Annotated in this window: 19 protein-coding genes; 11 read left to right on the top strand and 8 right to left on the bottom strand. The window is 68.7% G+C overall.

Annotated elements, in window-relative coordinates:
- The first annotated feature begins 130 nt into the window (after window positions 1-130).
- Together glpX and galE are read left to right on the top strand one after the other, a co-directional pair.
- Entirely contained in the window at window positions 131-1,153 is a 1,023-nt protein-coding gene (glpX, locus tag AC1DBQ_RS07660) for a class II fructose-bisphosphatase (protein WP_476927948.1), read from the top strand.
- Between the two features lie 204 nt (window positions 1,154-1,357).
- On the top strand, window positions 1,358-2,332 hold the full coding sequence (gene galE, locus AC1DBQ_RS07655) for a UDP-glucose 4-epimerase GalE (RefSeq protein ID WP_476927934.1): 975 nt from the start codon (window positions 1,358-1,360) through the stop codon (window positions 2,330-2,332).
- 94 nt (window positions 2,333-2,426) lie between these two features.
- Here the strand turns inward: galE and AC1DBQ_RS07650 are convergent, their stop codons facing one another.
- The 5 genes from AC1DBQ_RS07650 to AC1DBQ_RS07630 all read right to left on the bottom strand — a co-directional run bounded on the left by AC1DBQ_RS07650 (window position 2,427) and on the right by AC1DBQ_RS07630 (window position 8,240).
- A complete protein-coding gene (locus AC1DBQ_RS07650; protein ID WP_476927933.1) occupies window positions 2,427-3,398 on the bottom strand; it encodes a lipid II:glycine glycyltransferase FemX in 972 nt (323 codons plus the stop codon).
- Between the two features lie 4 nt (window positions 3,399-3,402).
- Entirely contained in the window at window positions 3,403-4,692 is a 1,290-nt protein-coding gene (gene manA, locus AC1DBQ_RS07645) for a mannose-6-phosphate isomerase, class I (RefSeq protein WP_476927932.1), read from the bottom strand.
- Window positions 4,693-4,799: 107 nt separating this feature from the next.
- Window positions 4,800-6,473 carry an LCP family protein gene (locus AC1DBQ_RS07640; RefSeq protein ID WP_476927931.1) on the bottom strand — a complete coding sequence of 558 codons (1,674 nt, stop codon included), beginning with the start codon at window positions 6,471-6,473 and terminating at the stop codon, window positions 4,800-4,802.
- Between the two features lie 10 nt (window positions 6,474-6,483).
- Window positions 6,484-7,095, bottom strand: coding sequence for a 5-(carboxyamino)imidazole ribonucleotide mutase (gene purE, locus AC1DBQ_RS07635; protein ID WP_476927930.1), 612 nt, complete (start codon window positions 7,093-7,095; stop codon window positions 6,484-6,486).
- Window positions 7,092-8,240 carry a 5-(carboxyamino)imidazole ribonucleotide synthase gene (locus tag AC1DBQ_RS07630; protein WP_476927947.1) on the bottom strand — a complete coding sequence of 383 codons (1,149 nt, stop codon included), beginning with the start codon at window positions 8,238-8,240 and terminating at the stop codon, window positions 7,092-7,094. Before AC1DBQ_RS07630 ends, purE begins: the two co-directional genes overlap by 4 nt.
- A gap of 289 nt (window positions 8,241-8,529) precedes the next feature.
- Between AC1DBQ_RS07630 and AC1DBQ_RS07625 the strand changes: the two genes are divergently transcribed.
- Entirely contained in the window at window positions 8,530-9,117 is a 588-nt protein-coding gene (locus AC1DBQ_RS07625; protein ID WP_476927929.1) for a GtrA family protein, read from the top strand.
- 63 nt (window positions 9,118-9,180) lie between these two features.
- On the opposite strand, the gene AC1DBQ_RS07620 is transcribed toward AC1DBQ_RS07625, so the two are convergent.
- Entirely contained in the window at window positions 9,181-9,885 is a 705-nt protein-coding gene (locus tag AC1DBQ_RS07620) for a TIGR03089 family protein (protein WP_476927928.1), read from the bottom strand.
- A gap of 360 nt (window positions 9,886-10,245) precedes the next feature.
- Here AC1DBQ_RS07620 and AC1DBQ_RS07615 point away from each other — a divergent pair, with 360 nt between their 5' ends.
- From AC1DBQ_RS07615 to AC1DBQ_RS07605, 3 genes are read left to right on the top strand one after another with little or no spacing between them, the layout of a single operon-like run.
- Complete coding sequence (locus AC1DBQ_RS07615; RefSeq protein WP_091250744.1) at window positions 10,246-10,788, top strand: WhiB family transcriptional regulator; 543 nt, start codon at window positions 10,246-10,248, stop codon at window positions 10,786-10,788.
- On the top strand, window positions 10,788-14,240 hold the full coding sequence (locus AC1DBQ_RS07610) for a glycosyltransferase (protein WP_476927946.1): 3,453 nt from the start codon (window positions 10,788-10,790) through the stop codon (window positions 14,238-14,240). The genes AC1DBQ_RS07615 and AC1DBQ_RS07610 overlap by 1 nt, the downstream gene beginning before the upstream one ends.
- Complete coding sequence (locus AC1DBQ_RS07605; protein ID WP_476927927.1) at window positions 14,233-15,957, top strand: DUF5719 family protein; 1,725 nt, start codon at window positions 14,233-14,235, stop codon at window positions 15,955-15,957. Before AC1DBQ_RS07610 ends, AC1DBQ_RS07605 begins: the two co-directional genes overlap by 8 nt.
- Before the next feature lie 141 nt (window positions 15,958-16,098).
- Here AC1DBQ_RS07605 and AC1DBQ_RS07600 read toward each other — a convergent pair whose 3' ends face one another.
- Window positions 16,099-16,650, bottom strand: coding sequence for a metallopeptidase family protein (locus tag AC1DBQ_RS07600; protein ID WP_476927926.1), 552 nt, complete (start codon window positions 16,648-16,650; stop codon window positions 16,099-16,101).
- A 209-nt stretch (window positions 16,651-16,859) separates the two neighbouring features.
- Here AC1DBQ_RS07600 and AC1DBQ_RS07595 point away from each other — a divergent pair, with 209 nt between their 5' ends.
- The 5 genes from AC1DBQ_RS07595 (at window position 16,860) to AC1DBQ_RS07575 (ending at window position 21,926) form a co-directional block, all read left to right on the top strand.
- The gene (locus AC1DBQ_RS07595) at window positions 16,860-17,249 is read left to right on the top strand and encodes a DUF3499 domain-containing protein (RefSeq protein ID WP_476927925.1); all 390 of its coding nucleotides are present in this window, start codon (window positions 16,860-16,862) and stop codon (window positions 17,247-17,249) included.
- A gap of 84 nt (window positions 17,250-17,333) precedes the next feature.
- Window positions 17,334-17,576, top strand: coding sequence for a Trm112 family protein (locus tag AC1DBQ_RS07590; protein ID WP_476927924.1), 243 nt, complete (start codon window positions 17,334-17,336; stop codon window positions 17,574-17,576).
- A 158-nt stretch (window positions 17,577-17,734) separates the two neighbouring features.
- Window positions 17,735-19,222 (top strand): adenosylhomocysteinase, encoded by a 1,488-nt coding sequence (gene ahcY, locus AC1DBQ_RS07585; protein WP_476927923.1) that lies wholly within the window; start codon window positions 17,735-17,737, stop codon window positions 19,220-19,222.
- 156 nt (window positions 19,223-19,378) lie between these two features.
- The gene (locus tag AC1DBQ_RS07580; protein ID WP_476927922.1) at window positions 19,379-20,605 is read left to right on the top strand and encodes a L,D-transpeptidase; all 1,227 of its coding nucleotides are present in this window, start codon (window positions 19,379-19,381) and stop codon (window positions 20,603-20,605) included.
- A 112-nt stretch (window positions 20,606-20,717) separates the two neighbouring features.
- Window positions 20,718-21,926: a TIGR01906 family membrane protein gene (locus AC1DBQ_RS07575; RefSeq protein ID WP_476927921.1), complete on the top strand. Its 1,209-nt coding sequence runs from the start codon at window positions 20,718-20,720 to the stop codon at window positions 21,924-21,926.
- A gap of 76 nt (window positions 21,927-22,002) precedes the next feature.
- Here AC1DBQ_RS07575 and AC1DBQ_RS07570 read toward each other — a convergent pair.
- On the bottom strand, window positions 22,003-23,519 hold a 1,517-nt coding region (locus AC1DBQ_RS07570; protein ID WP_476927920.1), incomplete at its 5' end, for an AMP-dependent synthetase/ligase.

Below are 23,519 nucleotides of genomic sequence, written 5' to 3'. Positions count from 1 at the left end.
TCATCCCATGACCTGGCTAGGTTGCCCCGACTATGATCAGTAGCAGACGAATCACCGCGACGGATCGATCCTGGCCGTACGGGTTCAACGACCGCCACTCGAAGAAGAGGTTCACGTGACACCAGCGCCTATGTCCCAGAAGTACTCCACGCTTTCCCCCTCGCTCGCCGTCGGGATTGACGAGCCTGACCGCAACCTCGCACTGGAACTTGTCCGCGTCACCGAGGCCGCGGCCATCGCCGGAGGTCAYTGGGTGGGCTTCGGCGACAAGAACAAGGCCGACGGCGCCGCCGTCGACGCCATGCGCTCCTTCCTTCAGACGGTCCACTTCAACGGCGTTGTGGTCATCGGCGAAGGCGAAAAGGACGAAGCCCCGATGCTCTTCAACGGGGAACACGTCGGTGACGGCACCGGCCCCGAGTGCGACGTCGCCGTCGACCCCATCGATGGCACCCGCCTGACGGCGCTCGGCATCAACAACGCCCTGGCCGTGCTCGCTGTGGCCGAACGCGGGTCCATGTTCGATCCCTCCGCCGTGTTCTACATGGAAAAGCTCGTCACCGGTCCCGAGGCGGCCGACATGGTTRACCTGCGCTTGCCGGTCAAGCAGAACCTGCACCTCATTGCCAAGGCCAAGGGCGTCAAGGTCAACCAGCTCAACGTCATGATCCTGGACCGCGACCGGCACCRCCCCCTCGTGGAGGAAATCCRCGAAGCCGGCGCCCGCACGAAGTTCATCATGGACGGCGACGTCGCCGGCGCCATCGCCGCTGCACGTGCCGGCACCGGCGTCGACGCCCTCATGGGCATCGGGGGCACCCCGGAAGGCATCGTCGCGGCCTGCGCCATCAAGTCCCTCGGCGGCGTCATCCAGGGCCGGCTGTGGCCCACGAGCGACGACGAGAAGCAGAAGGCGATCGACGCCGGCCACGACCTCGAGCGCGTGTTGTCCACCAACGACCTCGTCTCCAGCGACAACTGCTACTTCGCGGCCACCGGTATCACCGACGGCGACCTCCTCAAGGGCGTCCGCTACTCCAAGGACAAGGTCCTCACCCAGTCCATCGTGATGCGCTCCAAGTCCGGCACCATCCGCTTCGTGGACGGCGAGCACCAGGCCAGCAAGTGGGAAGGCTACGCCCGCAAGAGCTAGCACCTTCGCAGCCGCACTGCGCTGCAGCAGCATTGACGACGAATCCCGGGGAGGCATCCGCGCCCCGGGATTCGTCGTATTCGGCACCCAGTGTCTGGTGCCGCGGTTTCCGTTACCGCGGGGTCGTTGACCGCAGTGTCAATTACCGCAGTGTCGATTGCCGCAGGGCGGTGGCAGCGCCGGCAGATTCGGTAGGGTGGAGMCATGACGTGGCTCGTAACTGGCGGTGCAGGATATATCGGTTCTCATGTGGTTTCCGCTTTGCGCGGCGCCCGGATCCGGCCGGTGGTGATTGACTCCCTCTCCAGCGGGCACCGTGAGTTCGTTCMGGCCGACGTGCCGTTCGTCCACGGCAGCATTCTCGACGCCGACCTCGTGGCCCACACGCTGCGGAACCACGCGGTGACCGGCGTGATCCACCTGGCCGGGTTCAAGTACGCCGGGGTGTCCGTCCAGGAGCCGCTGCTGACCTACGAGCAAAACGTCACGGGCACCGCGCAGCTACTCAAGGCAATGGAGCTCACCGGGGTCGACAAACTGGTCTTCTCCTCGTCCGCAGCCACGTACGGCACGCCCACCGGCGACATCGTCACCGAGGCCACCCCCACCAACCCGKAATCCCCCTACGRYGAGAGCAAACTCATCGGCGAATGGCTCATCCGGGATCAGGGCCGGGCCCGGGACCTGAAGCACACCTCGCTGCGGTACTTCAACGTGGTCGGCTCGGGTGCGCCCGAGCTCTACGACACAAGCCCCCACAACCTCTTCCCGATCGTGCTGCGGGCGCTCACGGCGGGCAAGACGCCGCGCATCAACGGCATCGACTACAACACCCCGGACGGCACCTGTGTGCGCGACTACGTGCACGTCGCCGATCTKGCKACCTCGCATGTGGCGGCCGCCCAGGCCCTCGCCGCGGGAACGCCGCTGGAACGCGTCTACAACCTTGGATCGGGGGACGGGCTGTCGGTGCGCCAGATCATGACGGCGATGGCCAAGGTCACGGGAATCGATTTCGAGCCGGAGATCGGCCCGCGCCGGGCGGGGGATCCGGACCGGATCGTGGCCGACGGCACGCTGGCCGCCCGCGATCTGAACTGGAAGATGCGGCACTCCGTGGAACAGATGGTGGCCAGCGCCTACGACGCCCAGCGGCACGCGATCACGGCTGTCGGCTAACGCCGCCGGCCGGCTAACGCCGCGGGCCTGCGGCGCCAACGGGCTGCGGTGCCAACGGGCAGCGGTGCGTTATCCCGCCGTCGGCTGCTGCCGGCTAACTGTTCGTGAGGGCGCGGGACCGGGCGCGCAGCTTCTTCGCGAGCTGGGCACCCTTGCGGGCCAGCTGGTAGCTGCCGTAGCGGACCTTCCGGACCGGCAAGTCCCACGTTCCCGGATAGGCGATCTCGCGGCCGCCGAACGACTTCTTGAACGCCGTGAACCCGGCCCACTTGTGGTCGGGCTGGTCCGCGGGTGCCACGCCCCAGAGGTCCACGTGCTTCAGGCCCTTTGCCTGGGCATCCGCGATCAGGGTGACCAGCAGGGGAATGCCCGCGCTGAGCTTGCGGTGCGTGTCATCAAGGGCCGCATGGGCGTAGGTCCGGGTGTCGGCCGAATCGTAGGCCAGGGCGGCAGCGATGGGGTGGCCGTCGAGCTCGGCGATGAACAGCGTCGCGGCGCCGGCCGGCATGAGTGAGCGGGCCACCTGGCTCAGGTACTCGTCGCTTTGCGGCTTGAAGCCGTTGCGGGCTGCCGTCATGTGCAGGAACTCCAGGAGGACGGAAATTTCCGCAGGGTCCTGGCTGGAGCGGAAGGTCACGCCCTTTTTGTGGATGTTGCGGAACAGGTTCCGGTTCACCGGCTTCATGTCCGCCAGGACGTCCTTGAAGTCCCGTTMGAGGTCCACAATCCAGCTCAGCTCCGGTTGCTGGTTGGCCGGAGCCGGCTGCAGGCCGCGGCTGCGGAGGACAGCGTCGGCCTCGGCGGCCTCAAACCCCKCGGTGACGGGCTCGACCCGGACAAACACTGCCCCGCTGTTCCGGGCGAGGTCCGTCAGGGCCGCCAGGGCGGCGTCGAAGGCCGCCAGCGATTCGGCGACGGGACCGTAGGGGGAGTACAGCAGTTTCCCGGCCGGGTTGGATTCCTCGACGGCGAGGAAGCGCCACCCGGGTCCGGACTGTTCGTGGACCGTGCGTCCCAGGGCACGCTGGAACTCCGCCCACTGCGGGCTCTGCAGGAAATAGTCCATGGTGTCAGGCTTCCAATCCGGTGGTGACGGCAAATGCGAGGGCGGTGCCGGTGGCCCCGGAKACGGCGTGGACGTTGACCGGGGCCTCGGCGGCGGGCAGGAAGGCGCTGGCGCCGCGGTCCAGCCGGAGCTCGCCCTTCGGGGAGTCAAGCCGGACGGAGCCGGCTGTGACGATGATGACGGCGGCACCGGACTGCGCCAGCGGTACGGGCTCCGCACCCGGCGCCAGTTCAATCCGCTGGAGCTGGAATTCCCGGAACGGCGGCCGGAAGAGTTCCTGTCCCAGCATGGTGGTCTYGGCGGGGAGCATGGGCACGGCGACTGCCTCGAACGCGACCGTCTTGAGCAGTTCCGGCACATCGATGAACTTCGGCGTGAGCCCGCCGCGGAGCACGTTGTCCGAGGACGCCATGACCTCGATCCCGAGGCCGTGGAGGTAGGCGTGGACGTTTCCGGCCGGCAGGTAGACGGCCTCGCCCGGCGCCAGCGAGATCCGGTTCAGCAGCAGCGAAATCAGGACGCCCGGGTCGCCGGGGTACTGGCCGTTGAGCGTGAGCACGGTTGAGAGCGCGGCCTCGTGCTCCGCCGTGGGAGCACCGGAGACCAGGACGGCGGCAATCCTGGCCGTCGCGTCGGAGACGTCCTCGCCGCCGGCGATCAGCCGTTCGAAGGCGGACCTGATGGCCGTCGGCTCGTCCGGMTGCGCCAGGTCCTCGAGCAGTTGCGGGATCAGCGGCGGCAGTTCCAGCCCCGCCAGCTTAAAGCAGGCCGCCAGGTGCAGGAACGCGGCCCGCGATTCCGCGGCCGGCCGGAAAMCGCAGAGTGCCTCGAAGGGCGTGAGCGCGAAGATCATCTCCGGCTTGTGGTTGTCGTCCTTGTAATTGCGCTCCGTGGCGGCACGGTCGACCCCGGCGGCCTCTTCCCGGGCGAAGCCTTCCCGCGCCTGTTCGAGCGTGGGGTGAACCTGCAGGGACAATGGCGTCGCGGCCGCGAGAACTTTGAGCAGGAAGGGCAGGCGCGGGCCGAACGCGGCCGCGCTCCCGCTGCCCAGGCAGTGTTCCGGGTCCTCGGCGATCAGCGCGTCCAGCGCCAGCCGTCCGCCGTCGCGTGATGCGGGGGCATGCCGGCCCTCACCGCCGGGTGCCGGCGTCAGGGCGACGGACGGGGAGTCCGGATGGGCGCCGATCCAGAGCTCCGCTTCGGGACCGCCGGAGGCCGGCCGGCCCAGGAGGTCGGCGATGGCCGTCGGGGAGCCCCAGGCGTAGGGCCGGAGGACGTTCTCAAGTTCGTACATGGCCTGGAACCTATCTGGTCAATGAAGGGTTGTCACTGTGAGCTGGTCGCTCTGATCTGCTCGCCTGCGGCGCGGGCAGCCGGCGTGGGCCGCCGGGCGGCCGGRCCCTAGAGCGGCGCGCACTGGCCGTTGGTGGCGACGAGGTCGCGGATGGACTGTTCGTMGCCGTTGCGCTTGAACTGGTTAAGCATCTCTTCGGTGATCGGCTGGCCGTCGGGGGTCGTGGTGACCGGGGTGAAATCCGACGGCGAGGGCTGGGCGGCGGGCGCTGGTGCGGCGGGCGGTGGTGCGGCCGGTGGTGCTCCGGCGGGCGCTGCGGCGGAGGGCGGGCCGGCGGCCGTCCCGGGCTTCGCGGCGCTGTCATCCGCGGCTCCGGCGGCTCCGGCCGAGGTCCCGGCCAGCAGTTTGGCGACCCGCGCGTGGATGACGTCGAAGTCCGGGGTCGTGGAGAACGCCGCGTCGAAGTCGGGCGGACCGATGGTCAGGCGGCTGACGTTCTGGCCCTTGGCTTTCATGGCCAGGTCCACGAAGCTGCCGAGCTGGCCGGAGGAGATGTTCGATTCGACCACTTTGGTGCCCGCCTTGGCGATGTCCTCGAACTTGGTCAGCAGGGTTGCCGGGTCGAGCTGTTTGAGCATCGCCTGCTGCACGCACTGCTGGCGCTGGATGCGGGCGTAGTCGTCCACGAACTCCCGGGACCGGCCGTACCAGAGCGCGTGGAAGCCGTCCAGCGTCTGGTCGCCGGCCGGAATCCAGCCGTCCGGCATGCCATGGATGCCGTTGGCCTCATCTACCACGGGACCGCTAATGGGGACCCAGCCGCCGGCCTTGATCCRGATGCCGCCCATGGCGTCGATGAGCTTGGAAAAGCCGTCCATGTCCACCAGCACGTAGGCCTGGACCTTGATGCCGAGCGTGCCGGAGACCGCCTCCAGGGTTGCCYGCGCCCCGGGGTMCGCCACTCCGGGATAGAGGTCCTGGTGTTCGTTGGTGACCTCGGTGTTGATCGCGTTGATCAGGCATTCGTCGCCGCAGTTGTACCCGTCCGGGTACACCTTGCGCATGGGGGATTCCGCGCTGAACTGGGCGTTCTGGAGGTTGCGGGGGACGGAGATGATCGCCGTGCCGCCGGTCTTGGCGTCGACGCTGATKACCGAGAGGCTGTCGGGCCTGCGGCCCGTGCGGTCCGCCCCGGCGTCGCCGCCCATCATGAGGAAGTTGTACCGGCCGTCAGAGGGCTCCAGGGTGGGTCCGGAGCCGGAGAAGATACTGCCGATGGCGTCCCGGCTGACGTTGAGTAGATAGGCAGCGTATCCCAGTGAACCGCTGCTGAGGATCATGGCCAGCACGAGCGTCAGCACCACCGCGGGGCGGATCCGGGGGGTGAGCAGGCCGGGCCGGATCAGCCGCAAGGTGTTCAGGAACAGGGCGGCCCAGCCGAGGGCCAGCAACGCCAGGCCGAGCACCAGCAGAAGCGAGGGGACCGGGCCGGTGAGGATGTTGATCAGCGTGGATCGGGAGACGAACAAGAGCAGCACGGCAAGCAGGGCCAGTGCCCACAGTGTCACGGTCACGCGCAGCGCGGCCCGTCCCAGCCGGCGGTTGCCCGCGACGATCTGGGCGCTGCCGGGAACCAGCAGCGTCATGATGATCAGCACGAACGCCCGCTTGGTCAGCACCGGGGCCGGGGCGCCGGAAGGATTCCGGACCGGGTCGCTCGGTGCCGGCCGGGACTGCCCGGGACTCTCGGTGCCGCGCGCGGGGGCGTAGCCGTTGCTCATGTGGAGATCCCTAATGGCTGCCTTTTTGGCTGCTATGCGGGGCGACGTTTCCTTCGGCGAACACTTCGCTGACCTTCTGCCGCAGGCTCGCGCCCTTCCGGGTGGCGACGTCGTTGAGTTCCTGGGCGAAGTCGATAAGGTCCGCCCGGAGTTGGAGGGCGAGCTCGTCCGTGCCCGAGGCCAGCATCCGCACGGCCAGGAGGCCGGMGTTGCGCGCCCCGCCGATCGAAACGGTGGCGACCGGGACGCCGGCGGGCATCTGCACGATGGACAGCAGCGAATCCATGCCGTCGAGGGTCTTCAAGGGCACGGGGACGCCGATCACAGGCAACGGCGTGACCGAGGCGAGCATGCCGGGAAGGTGCGCCGCACCGCCCGCACCGRCGATGATGAGGCGAAGGCCGCGCTCGTGGGCGCTCTGGCCGTAGCGGATCATCTCCGTGGGCATCCGGTGCGCGGAGACGACGTCGGCCTCGAACGGGATCCCGAACTCCGACAGGGCTTCAGCGGCGGCTTCCATGACCGGCCAGTCCGAGTCCGAGCCCATGACGAGGCCCACGATCGGGGTGACCGAACCGGCGCCGGCGAGTGGGGCTGCTGCGTTATCGGGTTCGGTGCTCATGCGGTCTCCTCGGGGGTTGGCGCGCTTGTGCCGGCGTGGGCCCGGCCGTTCCGGATGATGTCGGCCACGGTGGTGGCCCGCTGCCGCACGGAGTCGATGTCCGCGGCKGAGGTCCCGACAAGGTTGACGTGGCCGATCTTCCGCCCGGGCCKGACGGCCTTGCCGTAGCAGTGCACCTTCGCGGCCGGTTCGCTCGCGAKGGCCGCCGGGTAGGCCGAAAAGAGGTCCTGGTTGGCCCCGCCGAGGAAGTTCTTCATGACGACGACGGGCCCCAGCAGGTCCGTCGCACCCAGCGGCAGGTTCAGGATGGCCCGCAGGTGCTGCTCGAACTGGCTCGTCACCGAGCCGTCCTGGGTCCAGTGTCCGGTGTTGTGCGGGCGCATGGCGAGCTCGTTGATCAGGAAGCCCGCACCCACGCCCGGCGTCTCGAAGAGCTCGACAGCCATGACACCTGTCACGCCGAGTTCGTTGGCGATCCGGATGGCGGCGTTCTCGGCGGCCGCGGCCACATCGAGGGAAATGTCCAGGGCAGGGGCAATTACTTCATCGCACACCCCGTCCACCTGGATGGTGTGCACCACCGGCCACGCACGTGATTCGCCGTCCGGGGTCCTTGCGACCATGGCCGAGAGCTCGCGGCTGAATTCCACCTTGGCCTCGGCCAGCAGTGGAGACATGGCCTCGAACCAGTCGGCGGAGCCGCCCGCTTCCTCGGCCGACGACACGATCCGCACGCCCTTGCCGTCGTACCCGCCTCGGGGCATTTTCAACACCACCGGCCAGCCGGTCTCCTCACCGAAGGCGGCGAGGTCCGCGACACTGGCGACGGCGGCCCACCGGGGGTTGGGCAGTTCCAGCCGGTCGATCGCGGCCCGCATCACCAGCTTGTCCTGGGCATTGACCAGGGCATCCGGACCGGGATGGACGTTGACTCCGGCCGCGATCAGGGACCGCAGGTGGGCCGTGGGGACGTGTTCGTGGTCGAAGGTCAGAACATCCAGGCCGCGGGAGAACTCGAGCAGGTGGTCCAGGTCCTTATAGTCACCGACCGGGGCGTTGGCCACGGCAGAGACGGCAGAGACGTCCTSGCCTTCGGCGAGAACACGGAGCTCGAAGCCCAGGGCGGTTGCGGCAGGGGCCATCATGCGGGCAAGCTGGCCGCCGCCAACAACACCGATTACAGGAAAAGTCACAAGTCCCAGCCTACCGAAAACCTCGCGGGAACCCGGCTTTTGGCCACTGCAAGCCCGGGAAGAGCCCCGGAACAGTGCGGGAACAGCGCCGATTCGACGCTTCGGGGGCCGCCCGGACGCGGTCCGGCGTCGGGTGCGCAGGGCGCCGTCGCGACKGTCCGCGAGGGCCGCCTCCCGGGAAACGGCGCTAAAATGGGCGTTTGGCCCAAAGGCCGACAGTTCCAAAAGGCCACGGAGGGTCATGATTACTACACTTACAGAGCGCATGCGCGGACTGGCCTCGCTGTTCTGGCGCGAAGTGGCCAAGTTCGGCGCCGTCGGYGGCATCGCGTTCGTCATCGACAACGGACTGACGTATTACCTGATGCACGGTCCCATGACCGACAGTGAAGCCAAGGCCCGCTTCTTCGGTGCCAGCGTGGCGACGGTGTTTTCCTGGGTTGCCAACCGCTTTTGGACCTTCCGGCACCGCCGGCAGGCCAATGTGCTGCGTGAATTCGTGATGTTCCTCATCATTAACGGGATCGGCATCGGCATCTCCACCGGCCTGACGGCCCTCGCGAAGTACGGCATGGGAATTACCGACAAGAACATGCTGTTCCTGGCCGGCGTCGTCGGCATTCTGGTCGCGACCGTGGTCCGGTTCTTCGCGTACCGCTTCCTCGTGTTCAACCAGGAACTCGACGAAGAGCCGGAGTTCTCGCACGACCACGAGATCATCGAGCGGCATCCGCACATGCAGCATGGCCAGGAGCCCGGCGCCAGTGCTTCCAGGACGGCCGTAAAAGAAGCCGTCAAAGATCCCGAGCTGCCCGGCCCGGCAGCCTGACGCGCCGGCCTGATGCCCAGGGCAGACAGGCCGGCCTGGCGCTTACTTTCCGCTGAGGCGCGCTCAGATTCCGCTGATGCGCTCGGCGGAACGCAGTTTGCCGGTMACCTCGACGTCGGGGTGCACCAGGACCACCGAGCCGTCAGCCTTCCAGCTCCCCAGCGACTGTGCAAGGGCCGTCTCGAGGCCGTCCGCGGCCGGAACGAGCAGCCGCAGGCCGGCTTCGTGCTCGGCAGCGAAATCGTCCAGAAGCGCCCCGTGTGCGTGGGATGTCCCGTCCGCGGTGCGGACCGCKGGGCGTTGGGCTTCCGGGTCAATGTGGGGCATGAAGAAGTCTCCATGGGAGCGGACCTCGGMGGCGTAGTMGAGAACGCCGGTGGGCAGCTCGCCCGGCCACCGCATCGCCAGTGCCGGCAGCGACACCGCGAGGACGGCGTCGAACCCGCCTGCCGCGGCGCCGGGGCCGGGATCCGCAGTGGCCAGCAACTCCGCCTCCGCGTCGTCGAAGACCACCTCCATGCCGAGCTGCCAAGCCGCCAGGGCCAGGATCACGGACTTCCAGTGGGCGGGCAGGTCCAGCCGCAGCCGCATGCCGGGTTCGGCATCGAGTTCGTCCTGCAGCAGGTTGGACGTCTTCGCCACCCAGTTGTCCAGCACGCGGCCGGACAGTTCCACCCGCTCGGAATCGGGGCCGTACCAGGTCAGCCGGGGCGCCGTGGACTGGCCGGACCGCAACGCTGTCATCAGTTCGATTGCCGGAATGCTCATGCCTTCATCTTGCCACGGTCCCTCCGGCGGCCCGCGGTGTGATGTCCGTCATGCCCGCGATCCTGCCGCCGGCTACCCCTCGGGCTGCGGCACGGAAAATTTCCCGAAAATTCAAGGAATACCCCCAAAAGTGCTCAGTACCCTGATGATTCCGCGGGTTTCTGCGGGCGGGGCGGGAAAAATACCGGGCGTGGCGTGCCTCCCTTTTGTGTTTCAAGTTGATTATTATCTCCGCCGTGGCTTGACTCCCGGATACTTACACACGTGTAATTAGTTATCTATAGCCACTGCGCATAAACCGGCACTCAACCGAGTGTMCAAGGGGGTCTTGCAGTGGCTGCAAATCAGGAGGGGGACGCCATGGGGCTAGCAGAGCGTATCCATGAAGATGCCGTAGTTGCCGGCCAGGCCACGGCGAAATACCGTTCACGAGGTGTGCCGAGTGACTGGTATGTAGATCCGGCCGATCCGGACGCAGCTGACCGCTACAACGAACACACCAAAGATTCCCTGCAGGACGCGGCTACCGCCTTCCTCGCGGCGCACGATGAACTCCTTGCCGGCCCGGACCAGGACCACGATCCCCTCGACCCGCCCATGGAGCTCCATTCGCCCGGCGCCGGCACCATCGCGCAGCCGGTCTGGATCGGGCTGCCGTCCCGGCAGGACTTTGACGATGAGGGCGAGCTCGGCTGGCAGACCGACGCCCTGTGTGCCCAGACAGATCCCGAAGCCTTCTTCCCGGAAAAGGGCGGCTCCACCCGCGACGCCAAGAAAGTCTGCGGCGCCTGCAACGTGCGTTCCCAGTGCCTCGAATACGCCTTGTCCAACGACGAGCGCTTCGGGATCTGGGGAGGCCTCTCCGAGCGCGAGCGGCGCCGGCTTAGGAAGCGAGCAGTCTAATTCTTCAAGAAGTACGAGTCACCGCCGTCGTGGTCTCCCACGACGGCGGTGATTTTCTCCCCAGGACCCTGGCGGCGCTGGCGGCCCAAACACGGCCCGCCGACGCCGTCATTGGTGTCGACACCGGTTCCCGCGACCACTCCGCCACCCTTCTCGAGCAGGCTCTGGGCAAAGCCAACGTCACCGTGTTCGACCACCCCAAATCCGGCATGGGCGGGGCCGTCATGGCCGGGCTCAAGGCCCTCGCGCCGTGGCCTTCGACCGGMACGGCCGGGACAAGCAGTGCAGCCGGTGGAAACACCGACGGGGACGCCGGCCGTGCGCMATGCGCCGACTGGATCTGGCTGCTGCATGACGACGCCGCGCCGGCCCCCGGGGCCCTCGCGGAACTCCTCCATGCCGTCGAGCGCGCGCCGTCGGTCACGGTGGCAGGCTGCAAGCAACTGGACTGGCACGCCGAGCGGCGGCTGATCGACGTCGGACTCTCCACGAGCCGCTGGGCAGAGCGCCTGACGCTGATCGACGCCGACGAACTCGACCAGGGCCAGTACGACGGCCGCAGCGACACGTTTGCGGTGAATTCCGCGGGCATGCTGGTCCGCCGCGACATCTGGGAGGAACTCCGCGGCTTGGATCCGGCGCTTCCCGGCAGCGGCGACGACGTCGACTTCTGCTGGCGCAACCGCCTCGCCGGACACCGCGTCGTGGTGGTCCCCAGCGCGAGGATGTTCCATGTGGCGCACCGTCCCCATGCCCTGGGCAACGCGACCGCCGCCCGCAAGGCGCAGGTTTATCTGCGGCTCAAGCACGCTGCCGGCTGGAAAGTCCCGCTGCACGCCGCCGGCGCCCTCCTGGGCAGCCTCTTCAAACTCGTCCTGAGCATTGCCGTCAAGGACCCGGGGTACGGGTTCTCCCAACTTCTTGCCACCTTTGCCGGGCTGGGCCGCCCTGCCGCGGTCATCCGCGGGCGGCGCACCGCAGCGCGCACCCGCAGGATCCGGCGCTCCGTAATGAAAGGGCTGCAGACACCGCGTCGTGAAGTCTGGGCGCACCGGCGCTCGCTCATCGAAGCGCTGGGCGCGGACGACCTCGGCGACGGTCTCACCGGCCCCGACCCGCTGGCCGACCAGCCCACCGGCGACGCCGACGACTTCGCCGCGATCGCCACCCCGGAGCGCGGCTGGGTGGGCAACGGCGCCCTGCTCGCCGTCCTCATTACGACGRCGGTCTCCCTGGCCGGGCTGCTCAGCCTGTTCCGGGCTCCGGCAGTTTCCGGCGGCGCGCTGATCCCCGTCTCCGTGCGTCTCTCTGAGATCTGGAACCATGCCTCCACCTGGTGGATCAGCCTCGGTGCGGGCCTGCCGGGCCACGGCGATCCCTTCGGCTACCTCCTGTGGGTGCTGGGTGTGCTCGGCGCCGGGGACGCCAACGGTGCCGTTGGCTGGCTGTTGATCCTTGCCATGCCGCTGTCCGCGCTTGGCGCCTGGTTCGCTGCCGGCGCCCTCACCCGGCGTCGCCGGCTGCGCCTGGCGGCCGCCCTGGTCTGGGCCGGGGCGCCGGCACTCCAAGTGGCACTCAACCAAGGCCGGCTGGGTGCTTTGCTGGCGCACGTCATGATCCCGGTCCTCGTCCTGGCGCTACTCCGGGCAACCGGCACGGCGGCAGKCMACGGCGTCCACGCCGTCCCGGCGCCAGGCCAGCGGCGGCTCACGCCCGCGCCGGCCGCCCGCCCCGGCGTCAACGGAACCCCCTCGTGGACGGCCGCGGCCGCTGCAGGCCTCGCCCTGGCAGTGGTCACCGCCGCGGCGCCGTCCCTGCTGGTGCCATTGGTGGTCATCATTGCCTTGTGCGGCATGCTCCTGGGCCGCCGCGGCCGCACGGTGTGGTGGGCGCTGCTGCCCAGCCTTGCACTCTTCCTGCCGTTCGCCTTCTCTGTCCTGGATCGGCCGCGGGCGCTCCTGGCCGATCCAGGCATGCCGCTCGGGTTTGACGCCGCTCCGCTCTGGCAGCAGGCCCTGGGCCAGCCGCTGAGTTTCGACGCAGGCGCCGGGCTCACCGGACTGAGCGCTTTCGGCGGGTCCGCCACGGGCTCTGCYGGTCTCGCCGGCGCTCCCTGGGCCCTGCTTTTAGCCTTGCTGCTTGGGCTGCCCGTGCTGCTCCTGGCTCTCGCCGCCTTGTTCATGCCGCGCAGGGTTGTCCTAGCGGGACGCACTTGGACTGCCCGCGGCCTGTGGGCGGCGGCGCTCCTGATGCTGGCCGGCGGCTGGCTMGCCGGGCATGTGGCCTCCGGTGCCAGTGCCGACGTCCTGGTCACGCCATTCCCCGGCCCCGCCGTTTCGGCTGCGGCCTTCGCGCTGCTTGGGGCGGCTCTCATCGCGGCAGAAGGACTTCTGGACGCCGCGGACCGAGCGGCCGGCACCGGACTGGCCCGGACGATTCTGCTGCGCGGCACCGCGGTGGCCGCGATGACTCTGTTGCTGGCCGCACCGCTTGCGGGGTTGGCCGTGTGGACCGCGCAGAACCTGCTGCAGTCCACGTCATTGTCGCCCGCACAGGCAGTCACGCCGGCTGCCGCCGGCCTCGGCACTCCGAGGCTCATCCAGCCGGCCCAAGCCCGCACCCTTCCCGCCACGGCGGTGGACCGCGGCGAGGGGCCGGAACAGGCCAAGACGCTGATCATTGCCAGCAACGAGGACGGAAGCTTCGATGCGTCCCTCATGCGCGGCGCCGGCACCACCCTGGACGGACTGTCCACCATCGCGGCGGCCCGCAACATCATGGGGGAGCCGGGCAAGGAAACAGTCCGCGACGACGACGCCGTGGCCGGATCGCTCCGGAACGTCGTGGCCACCATCGTGGCCGGCGAGGGCGTGGACCCGCGGGCGGACCTCGAAGGACTCGGCGTCGGCTTTGTGGTGCTCCGTGTCGCGGACTCTGCCTCTGAACTGACGGCCAGCCGCATGGACGCCGTTCCMGGTCTGGTCGCCGTCGGCCAGACCGGCGCGGGCTGGCTCTGGCGGGTCACCCCGCTGGACGGGCCCGGGGTCAAGGACTCCGACGTCGCGCACCGGGTCCGCGTGGTGGACAGCACCGGGGCGGTGGTCGGACTGCTCCCTTCGGAGGAAGTCTCGGCAACCGGCACCGTACCGGCCGGCCCGGAGGGCCGCCTGGTGGTCCTCGCCGACCGCGCCGATCCGGGCTGGAGCGCCTGGCTCGACGGCCGCCGCCTGACCTCGACGACGTCGGGATGGGCCCAGGCGTTCACGCTGCCCGCCCAGGGCGGCCAGTTGAGCATCCGCTACGAAGCGCCCTGGGCTGTCCTGGCCGGAATCGCGCAGGCCGTTGTCATCGGCCTGACCATTCTCCTGGCCGTGCCCATGCCTGCCCGCCGGTCCAACACCGGCCTGTCCAGGGACGAAGCCTCCCTGCGTAAGGAACATCAGCATGTCTAAGGGCGACACCTCGACCGGCCCGGCCAGCGACACCATCGCAGCCGAGCCTTCCACGGCCGAAACCCCGGTCGCCGGCACGTCTGCGGCTGGTCCGGCCACTGCTAGTCCGACTGGCGCCGGAACGAGGCTGCGGAAGAAGKGCGGCCCGCGCGGCGGCGTGATCGKCGGTATCCTCGCCGCCGTCGCCCTCGTGGCCGCGGGCGGAGGTCTGGTATCGGCGGCGTCGCTGACACCGCAAAGCCCCGCCAGCCGGCAACTCGCGGCCCCGGTTGCCTCCGTGCCGGCCGGCAGCAGCGTCGGGGTCTGCCCCGGCCCTGCCCGGTTGCTTGAGGGCACCCCCGTGGGCACCGACCCCCAGTTCAGCCCGGAATCCTCCACCGCGAAGACCACCGTCAGCGCCGCCGTACTTGGCTCGAGCGCTGGTGTCATTCCCGCCAGCCGGCTCGCCCCGCTCACGGGGACCCCCCTCGTGGAGATCGCCAAGGGCTCCGCGCCCGGAGCCTCKGCGCCCGCATCCCGCACTCCCGTGCTGCTCGCCGGCGTCGTGGCCCAGCGTGAGATGAACAACGTCAGCGTCCTCAGTGCCGATGCGCAGGACAACCGCCAGGCGGCTGCCGGCGCGGTCCTGAGCTACGCTGCCGAGGACGGAGACCTGCAAGGCTCCGCAGCCGCTGCCTGCCAGCAACCGGGCAACGATCTCTGGCTCGTCGGTGCCAACACGGCACTGGGCCGCTCGGCGGTCCTGAACCTCACCAATGCCTCCAGCACGCCGGCCACRGTGAGCCTGGACCTCTTCGGCGCCGAGGGCCAGATCCAAGCCCCCGGGAGCCGCGGCCTGCTGGTAGCGCCCGGCAGTACCCGGTCCATAGTCCTGGCCGGGCTCGCGCCGGGACAGKAACGCCTCGGCGTGCGGGTCCGCAGCGCCGGCGGCCCGGTGGCTGCCGTCATCCAGCAAAGCGTGCTCCGCGGCCTCACGCCCGGCGGMGTCGACTTCATCACCCCGGGCGCCGGGCCGTCCGACCGACAGGTGGTCTCCGGTCTCGACATTCAGGATCCGGCAGGCCTGGCCGCGCTCACGGCGAAGCCCGGCTTCGCCGACGCCGGGCCGGCCCTGGAGATCACCGTCCCCGGGGCGGCCGACGCCGTGGTCGAGATCAAGTTGTACGGACGCGACGGCCAGAAGGCCCTGCCCGGCGGCGGAGTGGTCACGGCGAAGGCGGGCGCGGTCACGGAAGTCTCCCTGGCCGGGGTCCCTGCCGGGACGTACACCCTGGCGGCCAGCTCGGATATCTCCTTCGCGGCTGCCACCCGGCTCACGCGGGGGCTGCAGCCGGAGGACGCCGCGGACATCGCGTTCTCCGCCGCGTCGGCCCGGCTGGGCAGCCAGCACATCGTGCCGGTTCCCCGCGAGGGCGACCGGCAGCTCGTGTTCGGCGCGCCGGACGGCAGCGCGAGTGTCTCCTATGCGCCCATCACCGCGGACGRCAAGATCCGGACCGCCGCCACTGCCGAGATTGCCGGCGGGACCACCGTGTCCATCAAGATCCCTGCGGACGTGGGCGGTTCGCCGCTTGTGGGCTATGTGGTGTCCGCGGCCGGGGACCCCGCTTACGGGGCGCTGCTCCTGGGCAGGGACGGGCGGCAGGACATTTCCACGGTAGCCGTGGCYCCGGAAGCGGCTGGACAGCGGCAAGTCGCCGTCACGCTCGGGTACTAGGACCGCTCGGGTACTAGGACCGCTCGGGTACTAGGACCGCTCGGGTACTAGGACTGCTCGGGTACCAGGGCCGATCGGGTACCAGGACCGAGCGGGTGCACGGTGCCGGGCGGATCGGCGGCGTCCGGTCCCGGGGCGAGTCTAGTACCGGCGGCGGTAGACCGGGTCGAGGGACTCGGGAGGCACGCCGAGCATCTCGGCCGTGTATTCCACGACGACGTCGTGCACCAGGTCCTGGAGCTCATCCCGGGTTCCGCACGCCTGCTCCACCACCCGGCGGTACAGCGTGATGACCGGTCCCTCCTCGGCCGTCGCGGCCGTGAAGGCGCCCATCGGCGCCGGGGTGCGGTCCGCCACGAGCTGTTCCAGGCCCGGAGGGATCTCATCAACGGCAAAGCGGACGCCGTCGAGGGGTTTGCCCCAGATGTCGTGCAGCCGCTGGGCCGAGTCCAGGACGAAATCGTCGAAGCGGTCGGAGCGGGTCCGGTAGCCGGGCAACGTCGGGAGCATGAGCTCACCGCGAAGCCCCCGGCCGTGCCGGTTTCTGCGGCGCTGCCGGAAGCTCTTTCCCCRGACAGCGAGAGGCGACCCRGTMGCGGGTGCGCCAGCKGGGGCGGAACCGGCGCCTGTGTCTCCGGCGTCGGGGTCAGCCAACCGGACCGTGAAACCCGAATCGTGGTGCGATGACTGCATATCTTGACTCTAAACCCGCGGAATGATTTACGCGATATGGGCCCATCGGCGAGCCGCCACCGCCGCCCAACGCACTCCCGGGACAGCCCTAAGGCACACCCGCGGCATTGCTGCGGCACACTTGCGGCACACCTGCGGCACACCTGCGGCACTCCGAAGGGTGGTTCAATGCGCGGCCCCCGGCCTCAGGGGGAGTAGTCTGTGATGTCGTGGGTGCTATTCGTCTTTGTTCGAGGTCTGCCTGCCGCAATTCTGCGGTGGCCACTTTGACGTACGTCTACGCCGACTCCACGGCAGTCCTGGGCCCGCTTGCCACCTATGCCKAACCGCACTGCTACGACTTGTGCGAACAGCACGCGGACTCGCTGACGGTCCCGCGCGGCTGGGAGGTCATGCGCCTGGCGATGCCGGCGACGCCGGCCGGTCCCGGCCCGGACGACCTCCTGGCCCTCGCCAACGCCGTCCGGGAGGCCGCCTCCCGTCCGGTCGCGGCGGAACCGGCAAAGGGGCAGCGCACCCTGCACMCGGCCCTGGAAGCCCCGGCCCCGGCCGAAGGCACCCGGCGCGGGCATCTGCGCGTCCTGCGAGAACCTTCCTAACGCGCCAACTGGCGGTAGGGTGGAAACTGCAAAAAGCCGTAAGCCACCGGCGCCTTCCGCGGCGCCCATCAGGGAGCGTCCACTATGCCCAAGCTCAGTCCCGAACTCTTGTCTGTCCTGCGATGCCCCGTCACCGGGTCCGCCTTGGAGCAGGAAGGCGACGAGCTCGTCACGGTCGGCGGCTCCGGGGACAAGCTGCGGTACCKGATTGAGGACGGCATCCCGCTGCTGCTGCCCCCGGAACTCCTGCCCGCMGCCGCGGCGGCTCCCGCTGATCAGCACGACGCAGGCCAGCACGACGCCGCCCCGCGCCACGCAGCGGAATAGCCAGTCCGCACGAAACGGTCCGCGCCAGCAGAGSACTAAAAACCTGCCGGACACCCATCGGGGACGCCTCCGGCCGCGAATGACTGCTTAGAGCCAGAACTGCCCGGAATAACTCAGCTTCAGACACGCAACGCCACCGGCCACAACAAAGGATTCACATGACTTTCKATTACAAGATTGCGGACATTTCCCTGGCCGAGGCGGGCCGCCACCAGATCCGCCTGGCCGAGCACGAGATGCCCGGACTTATGTCCCTGCGCGAGGAATTCGGCGCCAGCCAGCCGCTCAAGGGCGCCAGGATCGCCGGATCGCTGCACATGACGGTCCAGACCGCGGTGCTGATCGAGACCCTCACCGCCCTCGGGGCGGAAGTCCGCTGGGCTTCCTGCAATATCTTCTCGACCCAGGACGAGGCCGCGGCCGCCGTCGTCGTCGGCCAAGGCACCGTGGAGGACCCGCAGGGCGTCCCCGTCTTCGCCTGGAAGGGCGAGACGCTGGAGGAATACTGGTGGACGGCCCAGCAGATCCTCACCTGGCCCGGCGCCGACGCCAACCCCGAGCTGGGCCCGAACATGATCCTGGACGACGGCGGCGACGCCACCATGCTCGTGCACAAGGGCGTCGAATTCGAGGCCGCCGGTGCCGTGCCCGCCGCCGCCGCGGACGAGTCTGAGGAAGGCCGTGTCTTCCTGGACGTGCTGCGCGCCTCCCTTGCATCCGACCCGCAGAAGTGGACCCGCATCGGCTCGCTCCTGCTTGGTGTCACCGAGGAGACGACCACCGGTGTGCACCGCCTGTACCAGCTCGCCGAGCAGGGCAAGCTGCTCTTCCCGGCGATCAACGTCAACGACTCSGTCACCAAGAGCAAGTTCGACAACAAGTACGGCATCCGCCACTCCCTGCCTGACGGSATCAACCGCGCCACCGACGTCCTGATGGGAGGCAAGGTCGCMGTCGTCTGCGGGTACGGCGACGTCGGCAAGGGCGCCGCTGAGGCCTTCCGCGGCCAGGGTTCACGCGTKATCGTGACCGAAATCGATCCGATCTGCGCGCTCCAGGCAGCCATGGACGGTTACCAGGTGGCGAAGCTCGAATCCGTCCTCAGCGAGGGCCACATCTTCATCACCACCACGGGCAACAAAGATGTCATCATGGCCGAGCACATGGCGGGCATGCGCGACAAGGCGATCGTGGGCAATATCGGCCACTTCGACAACGAGATCGACATGGCCGGCCTGGCCCGGATCCCGGGCATCAAGAAGGTCGAGATCAAGCCGCAGGTGCACGAGTGGGTCTTCCCCGCCGATCCCGAAACGGGAAAGAGCAGTCGCTCCATCATCGTCCTCTCCGAGGGCCGCCTGCTGAACCTCGGCAACGCCACCGGACACCCGTCGTTCGTGATGAGCAACTCCTTCGCCAACCAGACGATCGCCCAGATCGAACTGTTCACGAAGGCAGGCCAGCCCGAGGGCGAGCGCGAATACGAGAAGCAGGTCTACGTCCTGCCAAAGATCCTGGACGAGAAGGTCGCCCGCCTGCACTTGGGCGCACTCKACGTGGAGCTGACCGAACTGTCCAAGGAACAGGCCGAGTACCTGGACGTCGAGGTCGCCGGGCCGTACAAGCCCGAGCACTACCGCTACTAGGAACCCCTTAAAGGGCCCCGGACAACGGTCCGGGGCCCTTTGTTGTGACCGTTTTGGGGGCCCTTTTGTAACCGGATCGTGGTGTAACCGGACAAKGGTTCCAAGGTATCTCCCTTATGCTGGCAGGATGACGTGTGGAAACGCCCGGGTCCTGTGATGGCCCTGAAAACCTGGAGTACCGGCCGAAAAATCGCCCTGGTGGGGGTGGTCTGCGCCCTGGCAGCCGGCGGCGGGGCCTTCGCCGCGGCCGCCCCGGGGCTGGCCCAGTCGGGGATTTACTCCGAGGCCGGATCGCCGGCACGGACGACGCCGGGCCTTGCAGATCCGGTGGTGGCTCCCGCGGAACTCGCCGTCGCTCCCGATGACGGCGCCAAGCAGGTCAACCCCGCGGCGCCGGTGTCCCTGAAGGTGACGAACGGCCGGATTGACCGGGTGGCCCTTACGAGCGACGACGGCGAGACCATTGACGGGACCCAGAGCGCGGACGGTTCCGCCTGGACCTCCGCCGGTAACCTGAAGTTCAACACCCGGTACAACTACACGTACTCCGTGCTGGACGGCGCCGGACKCACCACCCACAACACCCGCTCGTTCACGACCGTCTCCACGGCCAACGAGGCCGATGCCGCCATCTACMCGCTGGACGGGATGAAGGTGGGCGTGGCCCAGCCCCTGCAGATCACCTTCAGCKAGCCGGTCCTGAACCGGGACGCCGTCGAAAAAGCCATCAAGATCACCTCCACCTCCGGCCAGGTGGGCGCTTTCCACTGGTACAACAACAACACCGTCAGGTACCGGCCGGAGGCCTTCTGGGCCGCCAACAGCACCATCACGATGGACATGAAGCTCTTYGGCGTCGAACTKGGCAACKGGCAGGTCGGCAACTTCAACAAGACGGTCACCGTCCACATCGGGGACAAGAAGGTGGYGGTCGCCGACGCCAAGGCCCACACGTTCTCGGTCAGCATCAACGACAAGCCGGCAGGGCAGTGGCCGGCGACCATGGGCGACACACGCTTCCCMTCGGCCCGCGGCTACCTCGTCCTGATGGAAAAGCACCGTGTGGAACACATGGACGCCTCCACCATCGGACTCAAACCGGGCGACCCGGCCTACTACGGCCAGCTGGACGTCAACTACGCCACGCGACTGACGCCCAGCGGGGAGTTCATCCACCAGGCCACGGACTCCGCAATGCCCTTCATCGGCAAGACCAACCTCTCCCACGGCTGCATCGGCCTGGGCCCGGACGGCGCGCAGTGGGTCTTCGACAACATGACCACGGGCGACGTCGTCCAGGTGGTCAACACCGAGGGCGACTTTGCGAACTTCGATGACGGCTTCGGGGACTGGAACATCCCGTGGGCCCAATACGCCAACTGACGGGGTGGCATCTCGCCGAGCCTCATCCCCTGACGGTAGGCTCGGAGCCAGATAAATTGCGCAGCCGGGCGCAGGCCGGGCAGCGCGGAAGCCTACGGAAGCGAAGCTCCACGTGACTGACACAAGTCCCACCCCGCCCGACCGGCCGGATCCGAACCTGGATCCGACGGATGACACCGACGAGCCGGCTTTTGACTGGATGAAACCGGCCGCTGCAACCAAGCCCTCCGGAGGCTCCGCAACCACGCCCGCCGCCAAGGMTGCGGCCGCGGGCACGTCCGCMGCGAAGAAGGACGACGTCGGCGGGGGAGCAGTCGTCGGAGCGGCAGCGCCGTCCCCAACAAGCCAGCCGGAGAGCCGCGCCGACCGCAAGGCGGCCGAGGCCGCCGTCGTCCGCCCGGGCACCGCGTCCGACKAGCCGMTGCAGACCTCGGCCCTGCAKATCCGTCCTCCGCAGGAGGAAGTTGAGCGCCGCAATGCCGAACGCGAACAGGCGGCCAAGGCCAAGCCCGTCCTCCCGCGGGTGATGCAGGTGATGCTCGCCGTGTTTTACCCGGTCATCCTTCTGGTGCTGGCCGTCCGCGCCGTCACCAGCCCCTTGTTCCTCTGGGTGGAATACAACCGCCCGGGCTTCCCCGGGGACGGCTACGGCTTCAGCACTGATGACCGCATGACCTACGGCTCCTACGCCGTGGACTACCTCAGCAACTGGTCGGGCCCGCGCTATCTMGGCGATCTCGTGGACCAAAGCGGGGACCGTCTGTTCAAGGACGGCGAAGTCAGCCACATGGCCGACGTCAAGACCGTCATCTTGTCGACGTTCGGTGCAGGCACCCTGTTGATCCTGCTCAGCCTGATTGCCGTGATTTACCTGAAGCGGCGCCACAATGGGGGAGTCCGCCGCGGCCTGTTCRCCGGCTCGATCATTTCGCTGGCGATCATCATCGGCCTCGGAACCCTCGCCGTGCTCGGCTGGGAGCAGTTCTTCACCGACTTCCACCGCATTTTCTTCGCCAACGGGACTTGGACCTTTACGCTCCAGGACACCCTGATCCGGCTGTTCCCGGGCCAGTTCTGGATGGACGCCGGGATGGTGATCGGCGGCCTGGTCCTGCTCGCCTCGCTGGTGACCCTGATCCTGACCTGGCCCACACGCCGGCGGCGCGKCCTTGGCCGGAAAACAGCAGCCGGGTCCAAAGACACCGGCGCTGCGGCCGCCGGCAGCACGTCAGACAGCCCGGCGGACGCCCCTGCCGGCAGGGACGGCGACAGTTCCGGCGAMAGCGCACCGGACACGGAGCGCACCCGCCACACCGTCTGAGCAGCAGAAACGGCCGGCACCTTTGTGCCGGCCGTTTCGCTGCCCCGGCCGGTTCAGGGGCGGCGCGTGTCGGGGCTCAGCCGTAGATGCGGTTGATGTGCTCCTCGTAGTCCCGCACGACGGCGGCCCGCTTGAGTTTGAGCGAGGGTGTCAGGTGCCCTGATTCGACCGTGAAGTCGGCGTCCAGGATGACGAAGCTGCGGATGGATTCAGCCTTGGAGACCAGCAGGTTCGCCTCATCGATGGCGCCCTGGATCGAGGCCCGCACCATCTCGTCCGCAGCGGCCTCGGCCGGAGTCATGGCGGGCACCTTCCGGGCGGTGCACCAGTTGTGGAGCCCTTCCGGGTCCAGGTTGATCAGGGCCGACACGAACGGCCGGCCGTCACCGATCACGACGGCCTGGCCTACCAGCTGGTGCTCGCGGATCTTCTCCTCGAGCGGGCCGGGCGCCACGTTCTTGCCGCCGGCCGTCACCAGCAGGTCCTTCTTGCGTCCGGTGATAGTCAGGAAGCMGTCCTCATCGAGGAAGCCGAGGTCCCCGGTGCGGAAAAAGCCGTCCACGAAGGCTTCCGCGTTGGCGGCCTCGTTGGCGTGGTAGCCCTTGAAGACCCCGATGCCCTTGACCAGKATCTCGCCGTCGTCGGCCACCCGGATGGTGGTTCCCGGCACCGGGATACCGACCGTCCCCACCTTGGTCCTTGCCGGCGTGTTGGCCGTGCACGGCGCCGTGGTTTCGGTCAGGCCGTAGCCTTCCAGGACGGGGATGCCGGCACCCCGGAAGAAATGCGCGTCACTGGAGCTCAGCGGACTGGCCCCGGAGACCGTATACCGCAGCTGGCCGCCGAAGACCTMCCGGAGCCTGGGGTAGAACAGCCGGTCAAAGAGTCCGTGCCGGACCCTCAGGATCCGTCCGGGGCCCTTCCCGTCGCCCCGCGAGGCGGCGTCCAGCGCCCTGGAGTAGTCGACCGCGGCCGACGCTGCGGCCGTGAACACCCGCCMCTTGCCGGCCGCGGCGGCCTTTTGCACGGCGCCGGCATAGACCTTTTCKAAGATCCGGGGGACCACCAGCAGGAACGTGGGTTTGAAACTGGCCAGGTCCTCCAGGAGTTCCTTGGCGCTTGCGGTGTGGCCGACGGTGGCGCCAGCGCTCAGGCAGATCACCTGGACCGCACGGGCCAGGACGTGCGCGAGGGGCAGGAACATCAAGGTCCGGGAACGCGGTTGCATGAGGATCTCGGGAAGGAAGAGGAYGATGTTCTTGGCGACAAGGGCGAAGTTGGCGTGCGTGATCTCGCAGCCCTTGGGCCTGCCCGTGGTGCCCGAGGTGTAGACCAGCGACGCAACGTCGGCGAGGGACGCGGCGCTCCGGTGGCGCTCKAGTTCGGCGTCGGTCACCCCGGTGCCGGCTGCGGCGAGACTCGCCAGGTTCGGTGCGGCGCCGTCGTTCTCCATCCGGACGACGGCGACAAGCCGGTCGCCGAGGACTGTGGACGCGTMCAGAACGCCTTGGACCAGGGCCCCCTTGGCCTGGTCTTCAACGAACACGCGCCGTGCCCCCGAGTCGTGGAGGATCCACTCGACCTGGCTGGCGG

This window comes from Arthrobacter sp. 10T413_2 (assembly GCF_056394205.1).
This window is presented reverse-complemented; position numbering and strand designations above follow the sequence as displayed.

Coding starts and splice junctions, on each gene's coding strand:
- AC1DBQ_RS07615 (WP_091250744.1), top strand. CDS start 10,246: ATGGGGCTAGCAGAGCGTATCCATGAAGATGCCGTAGTTGCCGGCCAG.